Annotated in this window: 17 protein-coding genes and 1 pseudogene; 7 read left to right on the forward strand and 11 right to left on the reverse strand. The window is 68.4% G+C overall.

Features of this window, described 5'->3' with window-relative positions; translation table 11 throughout:
• Nucleotides 1–36: 36 nt before the first annotated feature.
• Entirely contained in the window at nucleotides 37–984 is a 948-nt protein-coding gene (locus tag HOV91_RS07695) for a TauD/TfdA dioxygenase family protein (RefSeq protein ID WP_174184754.1), read from the forward strand.
• 203 nt (nucleotides 985–1187) lie between these two features.
• Here HOV91_RS07695 and HOV91_RS07700 read toward each other — a convergent pair whose 3' ends face one another.
• Nucleotides 1188–1718 (reverse strand): hypothetical protein, encoded by a 531-nt coding sequence (locus tag HOV91_RS07700; protein WP_174184755.1) that lies wholly within the window; start codon nucleotides 1716–1718, stop codon nucleotides 1188–1190.
• A gap of 278 nt (nucleotides 1719–1996) precedes the next feature.
• Between HOV91_RS07700 and HOV91_RS07705 the strand changes: the two genes are divergently transcribed.
• Entirely contained in the window at nucleotides 1997–2989 is a 993-nt protein-coding gene (locus HOV91_RS07705) for an LLM class F420-dependent oxidoreductase (protein ID WP_174184756.1), read from the forward strand.
• 379 nt (nucleotides 2990–3368) lie between these two features.
• Here the strand turns inward: HOV91_RS07705 and HOV91_RS07710 are convergent, their stop codons facing one another.
• From HOV91_RS07710 to HOV91_RS07730, 5 genes and pseudogenes are all read right to left on the reverse strand, one after another.
• The gene (locus tag HOV91_RS07710) at nucleotides 3369–4190 is read right to left on the reverse strand and encodes an SAM-dependent methyltransferase (protein ID WP_174184757.1); all 822 of its coding nucleotides are present in this window, start codon (nucleotides 4188–4190) and stop codon (nucleotides 3369–3371) included.
• Between the two features lie 220 nt (nucleotides 4191–4410).
• Nucleotides 4411–7749: pseudogene (gene nrdE / locus HOV91_RS41220) on the reverse strand (class 1b ribonucleoside-diphosphate reductase subunit alpha); the annotation flags it as partial.
• A 32-nt stretch (nucleotides 7750–7781) separates the two neighbouring features.
• Nucleotides 7782–8243, reverse strand: coding sequence for a class Ib ribonucleoside-diphosphate reductase assembly flavoprotein NrdI (gene nrdI / locus HOV91_RS07720; RefSeq protein ID WP_174184758.1), 462 nt, complete (start codon nucleotides 8241–8243; stop codon nucleotides 7782–7784).
• A gap of 30 nt (nucleotides 8244–8273) precedes the next feature.
• On the reverse strand, nucleotides 8274–8507 hold the full coding sequence (nrdH, locus tag HOV91_RS07725; protein WP_043729459.1) for a glutaredoxin-like protein NrdH: 234 nt from the start codon (nucleotides 8505–8507) through the stop codon (nucleotides 8274–8276).
• Between the two features lie 427 nt (nucleotides 8508–8934).
• Nucleotides 8935–9555, reverse strand: coding sequence for an NAD(P)H-dependent oxidoreductase (locus tag HOV91_RS07730; protein ID WP_174184759.1), 621 nt, complete (start codon nucleotides 9553–9555; stop codon nucleotides 8935–8937).
• 144 nt (nucleotides 9556–9699) lie between these two features.
• Between HOV91_RS07730 and HOV91_RS07735 the strand changes: the two genes are divergently transcribed.
• The gene (locus tag HOV91_RS07735; RefSeq protein WP_174184794.1) at nucleotides 9700–10305 is read left to right on the forward strand and encodes a TetR/AcrR family transcriptional regulator; all 606 of its coding nucleotides are present in this window, start codon (nucleotides 9700–9702) and stop codon (nucleotides 10303–10305) included.
• Nucleotides 10306–10327: 22 nt separating this feature from the next.
• A complete protein-coding gene (gene nadE / locus HOV91_RS07740; RefSeq protein WP_174184760.1) occupies nucleotides 10328–11152 on the forward strand; it encodes an NAD(+) synthase in 825 nt (274 codons plus the stop codon).
• A gap of 4 nt (nucleotides 11153–11156) precedes the next feature.
• Here nadE and HOV91_RS07745 read toward each other — a convergent pair whose 3' ends face one another.
• From HOV91_RS07745 to moaA, 5 genes are all read right to left on the reverse strand, one after another.
• Nucleotides 11157–12386 carry an RNA polymerase sigma factor gene (locus HOV91_RS07745; RefSeq protein WP_174184761.1) on the reverse strand — a complete coding sequence of 410 codons (1230 nt, stop codon included), beginning with the start codon at nucleotides 12384–12386 and terminating at the stop codon, nucleotides 11157–11159.
• A 2-nt stretch (nucleotides 12387–12388) separates the two neighbouring features.
• Entirely contained in the window at nucleotides 12389–13102 is a 714-nt protein-coding gene (locus tag HOV91_RS07750; protein ID WP_174184762.1) for a YciI family protein, read from the reverse strand.
• A gap of 106 nt (nucleotides 13103–13208) precedes the next feature.
• The gene (locus tag HOV91_RS07755; protein ID WP_174184763.1) at nucleotides 13209–13577 is read right to left on the reverse strand and encodes an iron chaperone; all 369 of its coding nucleotides are present in this window, start codon (nucleotides 13575–13577) and stop codon (nucleotides 13209–13211) included.
• A 36-nt stretch (nucleotides 13578–13613) separates the two neighbouring features.
• Nucleotides 13614–13856, reverse strand: a complete 243-nt coding sequence (locus HOV91_RS07760) for a MoaD/ThiS family protein (RefSeq protein ID WP_174184764.1) — start codon at nucleotides 13854–13856, stop codon at nucleotides 13614–13616.
• Nucleotides 13849–14907 carry a GTP 3',8-cyclase MoaA gene (gene moaA / locus HOV91_RS07765; RefSeq protein WP_174184765.1) on the reverse strand — a complete coding sequence of 353 codons (1059 nt, stop codon included), beginning with the start codon at nucleotides 14905–14907 and terminating at the stop codon, nucleotides 13849–13851. Before moaA ends, HOV91_RS07760 begins: the two co-directional genes overlap by 8 nt.
• Nucleotides 14908–15084: 177 nt before the next feature.
• Between moaA and HOV91_RS07770 the strand changes: the two genes are divergently transcribed.
• The 3 genes from HOV91_RS07770 to HOV91_RS07780 are packed head-to-tail and all read left to right on the forward strand — an operon-like array spanning nucleotide 15085 to nucleotide 17787.
• Nucleotides 15085–16329: a molybdopterin molybdotransferase MoeA gene (locus HOV91_RS07770; RefSeq protein WP_174184766.1), complete on the forward strand. Its 1245-nt coding sequence runs from the start codon at nucleotides 15085–15087 to the stop codon at nucleotides 16327–16329.
• On the forward strand, nucleotides 16326–17366 hold the full coding sequence (gene moaCB, locus HOV91_RS07775; RefSeq protein WP_174184767.1) for a bifunctional molybdenum cofactor biosynthesis protein MoaC/MoaB: 1041 nt from the start codon (nucleotides 16326–16328) through the stop codon (nucleotides 17364–17366). Before HOV91_RS07770 ends, moaCB begins: the two co-directional genes overlap by 4 nt.
• Nucleotides 17353–17787 (forward strand): molybdenum cofactor biosynthesis protein MoaE, encoded by a 435-nt coding sequence (locus HOV91_RS07780; protein WP_174184768.1) that lies wholly within the window; start codon nucleotides 17353–17355, stop codon nucleotides 17785–17787. The genes moaCB and HOV91_RS07780 overlap by 14 nt, the downstream gene beginning before the upstream one ends.
• Nucleotides 17788–17876: the final 89 nt, after the last annotated feature.

A 17876-nucleotide genomic window follows, 5' to 3' on the forward strand; every position in this document is an offset into this window, starting at 1 on the left:
CGACCCTGATCCGCTATCCCGAAACGAGTTCTTCCGATGACCGCCGTACACGAAACCCCCGTCTCGAACGCCACCGATGACGCGGTGCACGTCGCACCCGTCGCCGGCTACATCGGCGCCGACATCTCCGGCGTCGACCTGCGCGAGCCGCTGACCGACCAGCAGGTCGCGGCCATCACCGACGCGCTGCACACCTACAAGGTGCTGTTCTTCCGCGACCAGCACATCGATCACGCTCAGCAGATCGCCTTCTCCCGCCGGTTCGGCGCGGTCACGCCGTCGCACCCGTACGACGACGACGCGCCGACGGAGCACCCGGAGATCCTCGCGGTCGACAGCAGGCTGTACGAGAAGCGGTTCGGTGTGCGGAAATTCAGCTACACCAATCACTGGCACACCGATGTCTCCGCGCTGATCAACCCGCCCGCGGCCTCGATCCTGCGCGCCGAGATCGCCCCGGCGCGAGGCGGCGACACCGGCTGGACGAATCTCGTCGCCGCCTACGAGAACCTGCCGGAGTCGCTGAAACGGTTCGTCGAGGGGCTGCGCGCCGAGCACCGCTTCGGCGGCAGCAGACCGGCTTGGGACGCCGACAGCGACTACGCCAAGAAGGTCGCCGCCGCGCCCCTGATCACGGAGCATCCGGTGGTCCGGGTGCACCCGGTGACCGGCGAGCGAGCGCTGTTCGTCAACCCGGGCTTCACGACCCGCATCGTCGGCCTGCGGCCGAGCCAGAGTGACGCGGTGCTGAAACTGCTGTTCGACGAGGTGACCAACCCGGCGTACACGGTCCGGTTCCGCTGGGAGACCGGCAGCCTGGCGTTCTGGGACAACCGCGCCACCGCGCATCTCGCGCCGAGCGACCTCGACCATCTCGACGTCACCCGCGTGCTGTACCGCACGACGCTGGAGGGTGACATCCCGGTCGGTGTCGACGGTGAGCCGTCGAAGTCCGTCGCCGGGACGAAGTTCACCGGCGCGTAGAACCGGACGAGCAGGGTCGGCCGGACGCCTCGCGAGCGTTCGGCCGACCTCGCGCTTTCGCAGCGGTGACCGCGAGTCGACAGAAGTCGCCACCACGCGAGATTCACCTGCCGGACCATCGGCTGGGCCACGTCGTCGATGGTGGGTGGAACGCTCGGTCAGCCCTGGGGCCGGCGGAATACCCGGTTCCGTCCCGGAGCAGGTCACGCCGCGCCGGTCGTCTCCAGCACCGCGCGCTCCACGTCGTCCCAGGTGGGGACGTGGCGCACCCATGCCGGAATCGGCTCGCGCTGCACGCCGAACAGGAGCCGGTACGGCACCAGATCGCGCAGTGCGCGGTGCACGTCGAGGCGGTCATCGATCATGTGCGTGATGCCGAGTTCGGCGCAGTGCACGGCCTTGTCCGCCCGTGCCCGGCAGAAGCGCACATTGTCGCGTGCGATGCCGCTCCGGTCGTAGAAGTCGTGGTGATCGAGCCACTGGCGGGTGCGCTGCTCGATCCGGGGTCCGCATTTGGAGATGACCCACGCGCGGCCCTCGAAGCGCCGGACCAGGCGCGGCAGGACATCGAAGGCGCCCGTGGTGGGCGGCGTGCGCAGCGCCTGCTCGAGCCCGCCGGAGAGGAACACGGTGTCCTCGTCACCCGGCGCCATGGCCGCCCCTTGGATCACGCGGCCGAAATCGACGCCGAGTCGAGGTTGTCTTTCTTCGTTCGAATGTCTTACTTCGTTCATACGGTTCCAGCGTGCGGCATTCGCCGTGTCGCGCGCCAGCAGGTTTCGCGGGGGTCTCGGGAGGTGTGCTCGACCGCCATCGGCTCGACCCTTCACTCTCGTCGGCGTGCTGGCTCGTGAAGACCTGGTGGTAGCGCGAACGAGACAGCCCGGCACGTGGCCGGAATTCGGTGCGTCGAGCGCCGAACGGTTGCCAGCCCGCGGCGGACTGGGAACAGTGAGGTAGGAAAGCCGCGGCGCTCGCCGTGGCGGTTCGGGTACACACGAGGGAGATATTCGTGCGCTTCGGCATCTTCGTTCCGCAGGGTTGGCGGCTCGACCTGGTGGGCATCGACCCGGCGGACCAGTGGGGGGTGATGCGAGACCTCGCCCAGCGCGCCGATGCGAACCCGGCGTGGGAATCGCTGTGGGTGTACGACCACTTCCACACCGTCCCGGTACCCACCGAGGAGGCGACGCACGAAGCATGGACGCTGATGTCGGCGTTCGCCGCCGCCACCGCGCGCATCCGGCTGGGCCAGATGTGTACCGCGATCAGCTACCGCAATCCGGCCTACCTGGCCAAAGTGGCCGCGACGGTCGACCTGATCTCCGGCGGCCGCACCGAGATGGGCATCGGGGGTGGCTGGTACGAACACGAGTGGCGCGCCTACGGCTACGGCTTCCCGTCCGCGGGCGAACGGCTGGGCCGCCTGGACGAAGGTGTGCAGATCTTCCGGCAGGCGTGGACCGCGGGTAAGGCCACCCTCGACGGCAAGTACTACCAGGTCGACGGCGCGATCGTCCGTCCGCTTCCGTTGCAGGAGGGCGGCATTCCGCTCTGGATCGCGGGAGGCGGTGAGAAGAAGACGCTGCGCATCGCGGCGAAATACGCGCAGTACACCAATTTCAGCGCCGACCCCGACGAGTTCACCCGCAAGTCCGAGATCCTGCGCGCGCACTGCGCCGACGTCGGCACCGACTTCGACGCGATCGTCCGCAGTTCGAATTTCAACGTCGCCATCGGCTCGAACCAGGCCGAAGTCGAGGAACGCCTCGCGGCGCTGACCGCCCGCCTGACCCCCGTCCTCGGCGCCGACCCGGCCAAGTCCTATGTCGATCAACTGCACAACGGCGGCGCCGCCATCGGCACCCCCGACCAGATCATCGAGAACCTACGCCGAGTCCGCGACCTCGGCCTCGGCTACGCCATCCTCAACTTCCCCGAAGCCGCCTACGACACCTCCGGCATCGAACTCTTCGAACGCGAAGTGATCCCAGCGCTGCGGTGATCGTGCCGGGCGAGCCTCGCAACCGCCGAGCCATCGAAACCCCGAACACTGCCCCGCTCAGCTCGGACAGCTCGGTAGCGCCCGGCAGCCCCGGCAGCACCGGTAGCCCCGGCAGCCCCGAGCCCCGGCAGCACTCGACACCTGGACAGCCTCCGGCCAGCCCAGTAACTCGATCACCACTTACCCACCCCGCCCGGAGCGAGTCTTACGAGCGACCGTTCGCGGCCGTCTCGCGGCCGAGCGATCGAAGCGCATGCGCCGCAGGCGCGAGTCTCGATCGCTCGGCCGCGAGACATACCAGGCCGCGAACACGCAGCGCCGCAGGCGCTGCCAAACTACTCAGCAGGCGCTGCCGACTACTCAGCCGGACAAACACCTCTCACCGCTTGCGGCCGACCGCGCTCCAGCAGTTCACTTGCGCGTCGAGCCATGCGGGGGATTCGGTGCCCGGACGCCACTGGTTGGAGACGACGATTCCTGGCTCCAGTAGTTCCAGATCGGTGAAGAAGCGGGCGAATTCGTCTCGCGTGCGCGCCTGGGCGTAGACCCCGCTCTGGCGATACACGTCCAGAGCGTTGGTTATGATCTCCGGTTCGAGGTCGGCGGTGATGTGCGAGACCGCGAGGAACGAACCCGGTGCGAGGGCATTCAGCAATGTCTCGACGATGCCGTAGGGGTCCTGCTCGTCGGACAGGAAATGCAGTACCGCGACCAGGCTCAGCGCCACCGGGCGCTTCAGGTCCAGGGTGTCGGCGAGTTCGGGGGCGGACAGGATCGCTTCGGGGTCCGTCAGGTCGGCGTCGATGTAGGCCGTGCGTCCCTCCGGCGTACCGGTGAGCAGAGCGCGGGCGTGGCTCAACACGATGGGGTCGTTGTCCACGTAGACCACCCGCGCTTCCGGGCACGGCGCCTGGGCTACCTGGTGCAGGTTCGGTTCGGTGGGGATGCCGGTGCCGATGTCGAGGAACTGTGTCACGCCCAGGGTGGTGAGGGTGTTCACCGCGCGGTGCATGAAGAGCCGGTTCTGCCGAGCCGCGACTCGGGCGGTGGGAAACGCCGCGATCACCTTCTCGGCCGCGTCCCGGTCCACCTGGTAGTGGTCTTTTCCGCCCAGGACGTAGTCGTATATCCGGGCGCTGCTCGGCACGCTCGGGTCGTGAATCGGCCGAAGTGGCTCGCCGTTGCTGCCGAGATGAGTCATCGTCGTTTCCTATCCCTACCGTATCGCCCTCCGCGCCAGCATATTCCAGACGCGGCCGGGCACTGGCGCCGCTGACGGGAGCCCGGCGTCGGACCGGGCAACGAGGCACTGCGGTTGGGATCCGGCTCGTGGCTCCAGCAGGGAAGCGCTTGCGATCTCGGCGGCCGGAATGCGAAACAGGGGCCCACCCAGCGGGAGGCCCCTGTTCGCTATCGCGGAACTACAGCATGCAGGACACGCAACCCTCGACTTCGGTTCCCTCCAGGGCCATCTGGCGCAGCCGGATGTAGTAGAGGGTCTTGATGCCCTTGCGCCAGGCGTAGATCTGGGCGCGGTTGAGGTCGCGGGTGGTGGCGGAGTCCTTGAAGAACAGCGTCAGCGACAGGCCCTGGTCCACGTGCTGGGTGGCCGCGGCGTAGGTGTCGATGATCTTCTCGTAGCCGATCTCGTAGGCGTCCTCGTAGTACTCGAGGTTGTCGTTGGTCATGTAGGGCGCCGGGTAGTAGACGCGCCCGATCTTGCCTTCCTTGCGGATCTCGATCTTCGACGCCACCGGGTGAATGGAGCTGGTGGAGTGGTTGATGTAGGAGATCGACCCGGTCGGTGGAACCGCTTGCAGGTTCTGGTTGTAGATGCCGTGCTCCATGACCGAGGCCTTCAGCTCACGCCAGTCGTCCTGGGTCGGGATGTGCACGCCCGCGTCGGCGAACAGCTGCCGGACGCGATCGGTCTTCGGTTCCCACGCCTGATCGGTGTACTTGTCGAAGTACTCGCCGCTGGCGTACTTCGATTCGGGGAAGCCGCCGAAGTACGCGCCGCGCTCGATCGCGATCCGGTTCGAGGCCCGGAGCGCGTGGTAGACCACGGTGTAGAAGTAGATGTTGGTGAAGTCGATGCCCTCGTCGGACCCGTAGTGGATCCGTTCGCGCGCCAGGTAGCCGTGCAGGTTCATCTGGCCGAGGCCGATGGCGTGCGAGAGGTTGTTGCCCTGCTCGATGGACGGCACCGAGTAGATGTGGGTCTGGTCGGACACCGCGGTCAGCGCCCGGATGGCCACCTCGATGGTCTGCGCGAAGTCGGGCGAGTCCATCGTCTTGGCGATGTTCAGCGACCCGAGGTTGCAGGAGATGTCCTTGCCCACCTTGGCGTAGGACAGGTCGTCGTTGAATTCCGACGGCGTGGAGACCTGCAGGATCTCCGAGCACAGGTTGGAGTGGGTGATCTTGCCCGCGATGGGATTGGCCCGGTTCACCGTGTCCTCGAACATGATGTACGGGTAGCCGGACTCGAACTGCAACTCGGCGATGGTTTGGAAGAACTCGCGCGCTTTGATCTTCGACTTGCGGATGCGCTTGTCGTCGACCATCTCGTAGTACTTCTCGGTGACGTCGATGTCGGCGAAGGGCTTGCCGTAGATCCGCTCGACGTCGTAGGGCGAGAACAGGTACATGTCCTCGTTCTTCTTGGCCAGCTCGAAGGTGATGTCCGGGATGACCACACCCAGCGAGAGGGTCTTGATGCGGATCTTCTCGTCCGCGTTCTCCCGCTTGGTGTCCAGGAACCGGTAGATGTCCGGGTGGTGCGCGTGCAGGTAGACCGCGCCCGCGCCCTGACGAGCGCCGAGCTGGTTGGCGTAGGAGAAGGAGTCCTCGAGCAGCTTCATGATCGGGATGACACCCGAACTCTGATTCTCGATCTTCTTGATCGGCGCGCCGTGCTCGCGAATGTTGCTCAGCAGCAACGCGACCCCACCGCCACGCTTGGACAGCTGCAATGCGGAGTTGATGGAGCGCCCGATGGACTCCATGTTGTCCTCGATGCGAAGGAGGAAGCAATTGTGGACGACGGCGCCGCGGATCGTGTAGGTGTGCGTACGCTCCACGTGGAGGTTGTACACCTTCTCGGGAGCGGTCTCGGCGCGCTCGATCGCTCGGACACCGTACACGTGGCGGCCGTGAACGACCTGGTACGTCGTTCGCTTCGTGCCTTTTCGCCCTGTGTAGTTGTGCAGGTTCTTGCCGATGTCGAAGATGAACTCTTCATTGGTGCCGGGCAGGCCGGGCACGAATACCTGCCCGGTCGGGTTCCCGGCCTGATTGAGGTAGGTGCGAACCACCGACACGATGCCCAGGCGCCGCAGAATCAGCTGTACCTGGTCGATCAGCTCGGGATTGACCAGATCGAGCACCATCCCACCGGCGGTGCTGCATCCGTCACCACGGAAGAGGCCGCCCACCAGGCCACGCAGGAAATCATCATCTGCGGTCATGACTTCGGGTGAAAGCCGCTTGGTCGCGTATCCCGTGCCGGCTAGCGACAGCAGCAACGATGCGACAACCTTGCTATTGCATACCATTCGGGTGGAGTGGTCGGAATGGTTGGTGTGCAGGCTCAAGTCGGCCCCGAACACTTGCTTGAAGGCCATGCCCAACTCGACGTGGTACTCGGCTTCGTGCGCGCCGAGAGTGAAGTGGACGCCATTCGGCGCAACGCCGTCGACACCCGAGCGCTTGGACACATGTCCTTCGGCGAGATACCAACCGAGGATCAGGCCCAACTCGTAGGACTCCTCGACATACCGGTTGACCGCTACGAAATTCTGGTTGTGCCGCTGCTTGTTCCGATGCTTGGCGTCCACGTTCACTTTACGAATCAGCCCGTCGACCTCTTCGTAGCGGCCCGCGCCGACGACGTCCATCAGATCGAAGACGCGACGAGCACGCGTGTCGAGCGGAGCGGTCGTCACGATGAAGTCGGACGGGTGTACATCCTGAGCCGCCAACCACACGAAGCCGTTGAACGGGTCGGCGCCGTCGCCCTCGATCAGGGTTTCGACGTCACGGGTGGTCCAGACCAGGATCGGATGCTCCGGGGTGCACCGGATCGGCTCTTTGTGCCCGAAGTGTGCAATCGAAATCAGCGGCTGATCATTCGAGTTCTCGATGAGCTTCTCGACTACCGCGTACGAACCGTCGTGTGACAGCACACGGTCACCCGGGCGCAGGCTCTCGATCGGGCGGGGGCCCTCGCTGGTGTCGACGGGGGTACCGGCGGGGAAGCACGACACCGGCTCGCCGCGCTGTTTCTTGCCCGAGTTCAGGAAGGTCGGGGTGGCCGGCTGGAAGCGGCCGTCGATGATCTCCTCGACCAGCTTGCTCGCCAGCGCCTCGTCACCGGCGGCGAGGGTGAGCGCGACCATGACCACCCGGTCCTCGAACCGTTCCAGGTAGCGCTTGCCGTCGAAGGTCTTCAGCGTGTACGAGGTGTAGTACTTGAACGCGCCGAGGAAGGTCGGGAACCGGAACTTCTTGGCGTAGGCCTGCTTGAACAGCCTCTTGATGAACTCGCGGCTGTACTGGTCGAGAACCTCTGCCTCGTAGTAATTCTCGTCGACCAGGTAGTCCAGCTTCTCGTCCAGGTTGTGGAAGAAGACGGTGTTCTGATTGACGTGCTGCAGGAAGTACTGGTTGGCGGCCTCACGGTCCTTGTCGAACTGGATCTCGCCGTCCGGGCCGTACAGGTTCAGCATGGCGTTGAGGGCGTGGTAGTCGAGAACCTCGCCCGCTTCGGCGCCGCGGACCGGGGGCTGCTCTAAGCGAGCTGTTTTTCCGGCCGGTGCTGTCGTTGCTGTTGCCAAAACAATCCCAATCCCTCTCGGACGCGTTCGACGTCCTCAGCGGTTCCCATGAGTTCGAAGCGATACAGGTACGGCACACCGCACTTGCGTGCGATCAACTCCCCCGCATAGCAGAAGGTGTCGCCGAAGTTCGTGTTCCCCGCCGCGATGACGCCACGCAGCAGCGCCCGGTTGTGCGGATCGTTGAGGAACTTCGCGACCTGCCGCGGCACGAAATCCTTGTCGGAACGGTCGCCCCCCAGCACATGCCGACCGCCCCCGTAGGTGGGGACGATCAGCACGTACGGTTGGTCTACGCGCAGCGAGTCGGCGGTGTGCAGTGGTATGCGAGCCGCCGGGAGACCCAGCTTCTCGACGAAGCGATGCGTGTTCTCCGAAGCGCTGGAGAAGTAGACCAGCGCCGTCGTCTCCGGCATGGTGGCCTTCCTCTCCAGCACTGCGGCGTCTCAGGCCGCCACGGTCGCGAGCGACTTGATCCGGTCGGGACGGAAGCCCGACCAGTGATCGTCTCCGGCCACCACGACCGGCGCCTGCAGGTACCCGAGTGCCATGACGAAGTCACGCGCCTCGTCGTTCTCCGAGATATCGATGACCTCGTAGTCCACCCCGGCCTTGTCGAGGGCCTTGTAGGTGGCGTTGCACTGGACGCAAGCGGGCTTGGTGTACACGGTGACGGTCATTGATGTCCCTCTCTCCTTGTGCCTGATCCACAGCCTGAGATCCGTATGCCGATCGTGTCGACCGACCTGCGAGCAGTCGCTAGCGAGGCAGGATCGACGTATGCTGCGCAAACTCCTGGAGCCGGACTCGAATCCCCTGATCAGCCACGGATGGCCGACTCCTGCGGGATGGGGCCTCGCACCGTCTTCCAGTAGCGAAGACACTACACCTAGTGGCCGACAGATTCCTACAACACGACATGTAGCGAGTCACATCGATGAAATTCCATCGAGAGAAGTACCAGCACGCTCGATTCACCCTAGAATCAAACAGTGGCGCAGATCACTGTTCGACGCGTCAGCATACTTCTAGCAAACTCCATGGCGAACGAAGAGGGCCACCGCTGCGCCCGCAGCGATGACCCTCGTCCGAGACCGGAGATGGAGCTTACACCGACGCCAGTTCGCCGCGCGTCGCCTCGACCAGCTCGCGCACGGTACCGGCCAGCTGGGTCAGCGCCTCGGCGTCGTCGCGCGGATGCCCGGCGCCGAACCGCTCGCCGATGACACCGAAGTGCAGGTGCGCCGACTCGACCACCCGCGCGCCCGCCACACCGAGCGCCTTGACCGTGTCGCCGTGTGCCCACTGCGCAGCGTTCGGACTGATCGACGCGCTCACCACGGCGGTGGGCTTGCCCTTGATGGCGCCCGCGCCGTACGGGCGCGAAGCCCAGTCGATCGCGTTCTTCAGCACCGCCGACAGCGTGCCGTTGTACTCCGGCGTCACCACCAGCAGGCCGTCGGCCTCGGCGACCGCGTCACGCAGTGCCTGCGCGGCCGCGGGAACGGCGCCGGGGACGTCGATGTCCTCGTTGTAGAACGGGATGTCGGCGAGTCCGTCGTAGAGAGTGACCTCGGCACCGTCCGGCGCGGTCAGCGCGGCGGCCTCGGCGAGCCGCCGGTTGACCGAGGCGGCGCGCAGGCTACCGACGAGGGCGAGGATGCGGGTCCCGGCATCGCCGGAGCCGATGGACTCTGCGTTGATGATTCGCTCGCTACGCTCGCTCATGAGGTCTCCTGGTGTACTGAATGGTGTGGTGTCCTTACGTTCACCACACACTAACCGGACCATGGTCCGATTACTTCCCGCGGAGTCTGCGTGAGCGCTGTGAACTACCCCACATCCGATGCGTCCGTATCCGGTCCGCGCCGGCTGCTGGACGTCGGCCCGCCGCTGCCCGGCACATCGGAGCCCGCCGAGCGCGCCGACGCGGCGCGCAACCGCAGGCTGCTGCTGGACGCGGCGCAGCAGCTGGTGCGCGAACAGGGCGTGGACAGTCTCACCATGGACGCGCTGGCCAAACGCGCCGGCGTCGGCAAGGGCACGGTGTTCCGCCGGTTCGGCAGCCGGTCCGGCCTGATGCTGGCCCTGCTGGACCACTCGGAGCGCAAATACCAGGAGGCGTTCATCTTCGGACCGCCGCCGCTCGGCCCCGGCGCGCCTCCGGTGGAACGGCTGGTGGCCTTCGGGCGGACCCGGCTCCTGGACATCGAAGTGGAAGGCGAACTGCACCGTGCCGCCGAGCTCGGCGAGGCCGCAGACCGCTATTCCGGCGGCCCGTACGGATTGCTGCGCGCGCACGTGGTGATGCTGTTGCGGCAGGCCGACGCGCCCGGAGATCTCACGCTCCTCGCCGACTGGCTGCTGGCGATGCTGGGCGCGGCGCTGATCCTGCACCAGATGCGGGTTCTCGGCTATACCCGCGAGCAGATCGGCGACAACTGGGAGAGCGTCGTTCGGCGCGTTGTCGTCCGGTGATCGGCCAGTAGACTCGGGCGCCATGGGGAACCTGCGCGAACAGATCATCAGTGAATTGGGCGTCCGCCCCACCATCGAACCGAAGGACGAGGTACGCCGCCGGGTCGATTTCCTCAAGGATTATCTGAATGCCACTCCCGCACGAGGTTTCGTCCTCGGTATCAGCGGTGGGCAGGACAGCGCGCTCGCCGGTCGGCTGTGCCAGCTCGCGGTCGAGGAACTGCGCGCCGACGGCGCCGACGCCACCTTCCTCGCCGTCCGCCTGCCCTACGGCGTGCAGGCCGACGAGGCCGACGCGCGGACCGCGATGGCCTTCGTCCGGCCCGATCGGCAGGTCGTGGTGAACATCCGCCCCAGCGCGAACGCGGCGGCCGCCGAGGCGGCGTCCGCGTTGCAGGTGGACAACCTGCGCGACTTCGTGCGCGGCAACCTCAAAGCGCGCGAACGCATGGTGCTCCAGTACGCGCTGGCCGGGCAGGAGAACCTGCTGGTTGTCGGCACCGACCACGCCGCGGAGGCGGTCACCGGTTTCTTCACCAAGTACGGCGACGGCGGCGTCGACCTGACCCCGCTGACCGGTCTCACCAAGCGTCAGGGCGCCGCGCTGCTACAGGAACTCGGCGCGCCCGCCAGCATCTGGTCCAAGGTGCCCACCGCCGATCTGGAGGACGACCGGCCCGCCCTGCCCGACGAGGAGGCACTCGGCCTGCGCTACAGCGAGATCGACGACTACCTCGAGGGCAAGGAGGTCACTCCCGAGGTCGCCGAGCGGCTGGAGAAGATCTTCCGCGACACCCGCCACAAGCGCACCGTCCCGGTGACTCCGCTGGACACCTGGTGGCGCTGAGCGTCTAGACCGACTCGCACTCCGCGAGGCGTCGCGCCAGAAATCGCCGCACCTGGTCGTTTCCCGCGAGTTCCAGCGCCGCCCGGTAGTGCCGCGCGGCCTCCCGCGGGCGGCCGCCGCGCCGCAGCAGGTCGGCGCGGGTCGCGGCGATCACGTGCGACCCGGCCAGTCGCGGATCGCCGGCGATCTCGTCGAGCGCGGCCAGGCCCGCCTCGAACCCACGAGAAAAGCCCACGGCCACGGCGCGATTCACCGAGACGGCGGGTGACGGGGTGAGCCGGAGCAGTTCGTCGTACCCGGCGACGATGGCGTGCCAATCGGTCTGCGCCCAGCTCGGCGCCGTGGCGTGCGCGGCGGCGATCCGCGCCTGCACCAGGTACGGGCCGGAGCCGTCGGCTTCGGCGGATCGCAGGCAGGCCAGGCCCGCCCGGATCATCGCGCGATCCCACCCGGCCCGATCCTGCTCCTCCAGCGGTACCGATTCCCCGTCGGCGCGCCGGCGCTGCTCCCGGCGGCTGTCCTGCAACAGCATCAGCGCCAGCAACGCGCGCGCCTCGGGCTCGCGCGGCAGCAACCGGCACAGCAGCCTGCCGAGCCGAATCGCCTCGTCGCACAGCTCGTCTCGCACCGCGGCGGGTCCCGAGCTGGCGGAATACCCTTCGGTGAACACCAGGTACACGCACGCCAGCACACCCGGCACCCGCTCGGGCAGCAGCTGCGCGGGCGGCACCCGCAAGGGGATGCCCGCCTGCCGGATCTTCGCCTTCGCGCGCGTCAGCCGTTGCGCCACCGTATGTTCCGGTTGCAGGAAGGCACGCGCGATCTCGGCGGTCCGCAACCCGCACACCAGGCGCAGCGTCAGCGCCACCTGCGCGGGCCGCGCCAGCGCCGGGTGGCAGCAGGCGAAGATCATTCGCAGCTGGTCGTCCGGCACCGGCGACACCTCCTCTTCGCTCGGCGCCCTGGCGCGGACCGCCTCGAATTCCCTGGCCGCTCGCACCGATTCGCGCCGCAGCCGGTCCAGCGCCCGATTGCGAGCGGCCGTGGTGATCCATGCCCCTGGGTTGGACGGCAGGCCGCGCTCGGGCCAGGTGCGCACGGCGTCGGCGAACGCCTCCTGCACAGCGTCCTCGGCCAGTCCGATGTCGCCGATCGTCCTGGCCACCGTCGCCAGGGCCCGGCCGAACTCGGCGCGGTAGACGGCGTCGATCGTCGCGGCCGGGCCCGTCCGCACCGTCAGTCGCCCAGGTCCACGACTCGGCGCAGCTCGGTGCGTCCGCGCTCGCCGAGCGGGATGACCGCCGCGATCTCCGCCGCCTGTTCGCGGTCCGGCGCGGCGAACAGGTACAGCCCGTCGACCACTTCCGCCAGTTCCGCGTACGGCCCGTCGGTGAGCAGCAGTTTCCCGTCGCGCACCCGCACCGTGGTCGCCGAGGACGGCGGTTGCAGCGCCCCGCCGCCGCGAATGGCCGCCGCGTACTTCGCGCCGAAGCGCTCGTGCTCGGCGACGGCGGCCTCCCACTCCGGAGCGTCCGGCGCGATCACCGCGTCCGGAGCCTCCCACAGCAGTGCCAGCCACCAATCCGCGCGCGGGGTGTCGTGCGGCGACCACATCACCATGGGCCGCACCTCGACCGCTCCGTCCTCGGCCGCGGGCACCTGACGCGCCAGCTGGATGGCCTCGTCCAGGTCGGCGGCCTCGAAGACGTAGAACCCGCCGACCACCTCGGCCTGCTCGGTGAACGGGCCGTCGGTGACGAGCGTCCGCCCACCCGCGCGCCTGATGTGCAGCGCGTCGGCGGAGGGGAACAGCGCCACCCCGCCCGCTACCGCGGCGCCCGCGCGCTGCTCGAACGCGGCATACCTCGCCACCTCGGCATCGAACTCCGGTGTGCCGGGCCGCACGGCCGGCTCGTCTTCGCGTCCTACCAGTGTCGCCAGGTAGTGCATAGCGTCATCCTTCCTCGCATCGAGGGGCTCGGATACCCCTTGCTACTCGGACGACGAACCGCACCCGCCGTTCTCTACACACCCGCGCGGAAAACTTCGCGAAGTCTCAGCAGACCAGCCCGCCCTCGCCCGCCGCGGTGGCGCGCAGCAGATCACGGATCAGCTCGACGTCGATCCGTTCCGGCGCGCGGAAACGCAGGCACCCTTTGCCCATGTCGTGTCCCGCCAGACGATCGGCGAAGGCCGCGCGCACGTCGGGACGCAGTAGATAGAACGAGATGTACTGCTTCTGGTTCGCGAACGCGATCTCTCCGACACCGTCGCGCTGGTAGCAGGGCATGCCGTATGCCATGACCTCCGTGAAGCCCGTCAATTCGGCACGGCACAGCTCGCGCAGACGGGTGAGCGCCTCCCGGCGCGCTTCGGGCACCTCGCCCAGATAGCCGTCGACATCGCTCGCCTTGCTCTGCACCACAGCGCGACTGTAGACCGCCGCGTGCCGGGGCGCGGCCTATCCGCCCGCGAAAGGGGGCAGGACGTCGACGCGCGGGCCGATCTCGACCGTGGGGTCGCGGGTGAGTTCGTCGCCGATCAGGTAGGCGCACACCGACAGCATCTTGTCCAGGTCGGGCCCGTAGGTCGCCGACAGGGTCGCGCGCAGATCGGCCACCGTGGCCCCGGCCGGGAAGTCCAGGGTTTCGCCGTCCTTGCCGACGGCGTCGGCGATCGCGGCGAAATAGCGGATCTCAACCACCGATGGCTCCCATCGTCCGCTCCGGGGGGACGAAGCCCTCGGCATCGATGCCGTGACCTGCCCACTTGTTCCACATCGCGCCGCGCCAGAGGTTCGCGACCTCCTCGTCGCCTGCGCCGGAACGCAGCGCCCGGCGCAGATCGAACTCCTGGTCGCTGAACAAGCAGGAGCGCAGCATGCCGTCGGCGGTGAGCCGGGTGCGGTCGCAGGTGTCGCAGAACTTGCGGGTGACCGTGGCGATGATGCCCACCGTGCCGGGGCCGCCGTCGACCAGCCACTTCTCCGCCGGAGCCGACGGATCGGCGCGGCCTGCCTCGGTGAGCTGGAACCGGGCGCCGAGCACGTCGAGCAGTTCGGCGGCGGTGACCATGTTGGTGCGGGCCCACTCGTGGTCGGCGTCGAGCGGCATCTCCTCGATGAAACGCAGTTCGCAGCCCTCGTCCAGGCACCAGCGCAGCAGATCGGCGGCGCCGGAGAGGGTTTGGCGCATCAAGACGGCGTTGACCTTGATCGGGGCCAGTCCCGCGGCGCGGGCGGCGCGGATGCCCGCGAACACCGATTCGAGGCGGTCGCGGCGCGTCAACCGGGCGAAACCGGCCCGGTCGACGGTGTCCAGCGACACGTTCACCCGGTGCAGGCCCGCCGCGGCGAGGCCGAACGCGCGGTGCTCGAGCCCGATGCCGTTGGTCGTCATGGCCAGCGGGATGTGCGGCACCTCGGCATGACAGCCGGAGATGATGTGTTCCAGGTCGCGGCGCATCAGCGGCTCGCCCCCGGTGAAGCGGACCTCGCGCACCCCGAGGTCGCGCACCGCCAGGCGCACCAGCCGCACGATCTCGTCCACCGTGAGCAGTTCGTGCCGGGGAATCTCCGGCAACCCCTCCTCCGGCATGCAATAGGTACAGCGCAGCGAGCACTTCTCGGTAATGGATACGCGTAGGTCGCGGGCGACGCGCCCGAAACGATCCAGCAAGTAGGGGGTGTCGGGACGGCCGTCGAGCGAGGGACGCCCGGAACGCACGGCGGGAATCCCGATCTCGACCAGAGTCACACGTCCATTATGACCGCCTGTCCCGATTCGGCAGCGGGCGGAATACCCAACCCGAGGCTCACCACGATCACGGACCGGCGGTGAGGCGCCTGCCCGCGACCCGAGCGACCCGCTCGCGAACGGGCGCCCGGCGGCAGCGGCGGAAAACCGCTCCGATCGGGCGTTAGGCTGACTCGCATGAACCCCCGGCCCGCCGGCCTCTCGGCCAGGCCCGTCGACGACTACCGCGACAGCATCGAACAGCTGCTGCGGCCGCTGGCCGCGCGCGCGGTCGAGTCCGTCGCGGTGCCGCGCGCGCTGGGCAGGCAGCTGGCCGAGGACGTCCGATCGCCGATCGACCTGCCGGTGTTCCGCAACTCCGCGATGGACGGATACGCGGTGCGCGCGGAATCGGTGCTGGTCGCGCCGGTCACCCTGCCCTTGACCGGCGTGGTCGCGGCGGGCGCGGCGGGGCGAGCGCCGCTGCCGGAAGGTGCGGCGATGAAGGTGATGACCGGCGCCCCGATCCCGCCCGGCGCGGACTGCGTCGTCCCGGTGGAGGACACCCGCGCGGGCGACGGCACGGTGACCATCGAACGCGGCCGCGCCGCAGGCGAATTCGTGCGGGAACCGGGCACCGACGTGCGGACCGGGGACCTGCTCGTGCACGCGGGAACCGTGCTCGCGCCCCGGCACGTCGCCGCGCTCGCCGCGGTCGGGCTGCCCGAGGTTGCGGTCTTCCGCCCGGTGTGCGGTGCCGTGATCACCACCGGCGACGAGCTGGTCGCGGCCGGGAAAACGCTGCGGCCCGGGCAGATCTACAACTCCAACGGCGTCGCCCTCGCCGCGGCGCTCGCGGCGAACGGCGTCGAGGTCGTCTCGGTCGCGCACAGCACCGACGATCCGGGGCGCTTCCGCGCGCTGCTCGCGGCCGCCACCGAGCGCGCCGACGTGGTGTTCACCTCCGGCGGGGTGTCCAAGGGCGATTTCGAGGTGGTCAAGGACGTGCTCGAGCCGATGGGCGGGCAGTTCGGCTCGGTCGCGATGCAACCGGGCGGCCCGCAGGGACTGACCGTGGTCGGCGGCGTGCCGGTGCTCAGCTTCCCCGGCAACCCGGTCAGCACGATGGTGTCGTTCGAGGTGTTCGCCCGCCCGATCCTGCGCCACCTCGCAGGGCTGCCCGAGGTGGACGCCTACGAGCTTCCGCTGCGCACCGCCGTGCCGCGTTCGCCGGAGGGGAAGCGTCAGTTCCTGCGCGGCAAGCTGGTCCGCGCGCGGCCGGGGCCCGCGCAGGCGGCCGGGCAGCCGGAAGCGGTCGAGGTGGTCTCCGGCGCGGGCTCGCATCTCGTGGCGGCCATGGCGTGGGCCGACGTGCTGATCGACGTGCCCGCCGAGGTCACCGCACTGCCCGCGGGAGCGCCTGTGCGAGTGTGGTCGTTATGAGCGAGCTGTCCCATGTCGACCACGAAGGTCGCGCCCGCATGGTCGATGTGAGCGCGAAGAGCGACACCACCCGGATCGCCGTCGCGGCAGGCGAGTTGCGCACCACGGCCGAGGTGGTCGCGCTGGTCCGGGCCGACGACCTGCCGAAGGCGGACGTGCTGTCCACCGCCCGCATCGCGGGCATCGCGGGGGCGAAGAAGACCTCCGAACTGATTCCGCTGTGCCATCAGCTGGCGCTCTCGTCGGTGCGGGTCGAGTTCGATTTCACCGACACCGCCATCACCATCGAGGCCACCGCGAAGACCAAAGGCCCCACGGGTGTCGAGATGGAAGCGCTCACCGCGGTCGCGGTCGCCGGGCTCACGCTGCACGACATGGTGAAGGCGGTCGATCCCGCGGCTACCCTCACCGACGTGCGGCTGCTCACCAAAGAAGGCGGTAAGCACGGACATTGGGAGCGCCCCGCCGAGGAGAGCGCGAGCGGGCCGTCCACCGGCGAGGACCTTGCCGCCGGGGCGGAAACGCCCGAGGCCACCGAACCGGAATTCGACGAGGCGGAACACTCGGCCGTGGTCCTGGTCGCGTCGACCGGCGTAGCGGCGGGCACCCGCGTCGACACCACCGGTCCGCTGCTCGTGGACTGGCTGACCGGTCTCGGCTTCGCGGTGCGCGGTCCGCTGGTCTACGCCGACGCCGAGATCGAGTTCGGGCTGGCCGACGCGCTGCGCTTCGAACCCCACCTCGTCGTCAGCACCGGAGGAACCGGCGCCTCTCCCACCGACGCGACCCCGGAGGCCACCCTCGCCGTGCTCGACCGTGAGCTCCCGGGCGTGGCGGAGGCGATCCGGCAGCGCGGCACCGCGAAATTCCCGCTCGCCGCACTCAGTCGCGGTGTGGCCGGACTCGCGGGACACTCGGTGATCGTGAACCTGCCGGGCTCGCCGGGCGGCGTTCGAGACGGTATCGCCGTGCTGGAACCGCTGCTGGGTCATCTGCTCGCACAAGTTGCCGGAGGTGGAAGTCATGACAACGGCTGAGGCCACGGTCCGGCTCGCCCGGATCAGCGATCAGCCGCTCGACGCGGCGGAGGTCGAGTCGGCGGTCACCGGACCGCACTACGGCGCGGTCGTGGTGTTCACCGGGAAGGTCCGCGACCACGACGGCGGGCAGTCCGTTTCGGCTCTGGAGTATTCCGCGCATCCGCAGGCGGAGCGCTTCCTGCACTCCGTCTGCGCGGAACTGGCCGCCGCGCACGGCTTGCCGGTCGCCGCCGTGCACCGCGTCGGGTCGCTCGGCATCGGCGACGACGCGATCGTCGTCGCGGTCGCGGCGGCGCATCGCGGCGAGGCGTTCGCGGCCTGCGCCGAACTGGTGGATCGGATCAAACACGAAGTCCCGATCTGGAAGCGCCAGTTGTTCGCCGACGGCCTGTCCGAATGGGTGAACGCCTGCGGGTGATCCGCCCGTCACAGGAATCTCATGACGAATCAACACGGCGGGTATAGCGTGGCCGCGTCGCGGTGTCGCGCTCGGAGCGCCCGCGGCAC

The organism is Nocardia barduliensis, assembly GCF_013315795.1.
Lineage (GTDB): Bacteria > Actinomycetota > Actinomycetes > Mycobacteriales > Mycobacteriaceae > Nocardia > Nocardia barduliensis.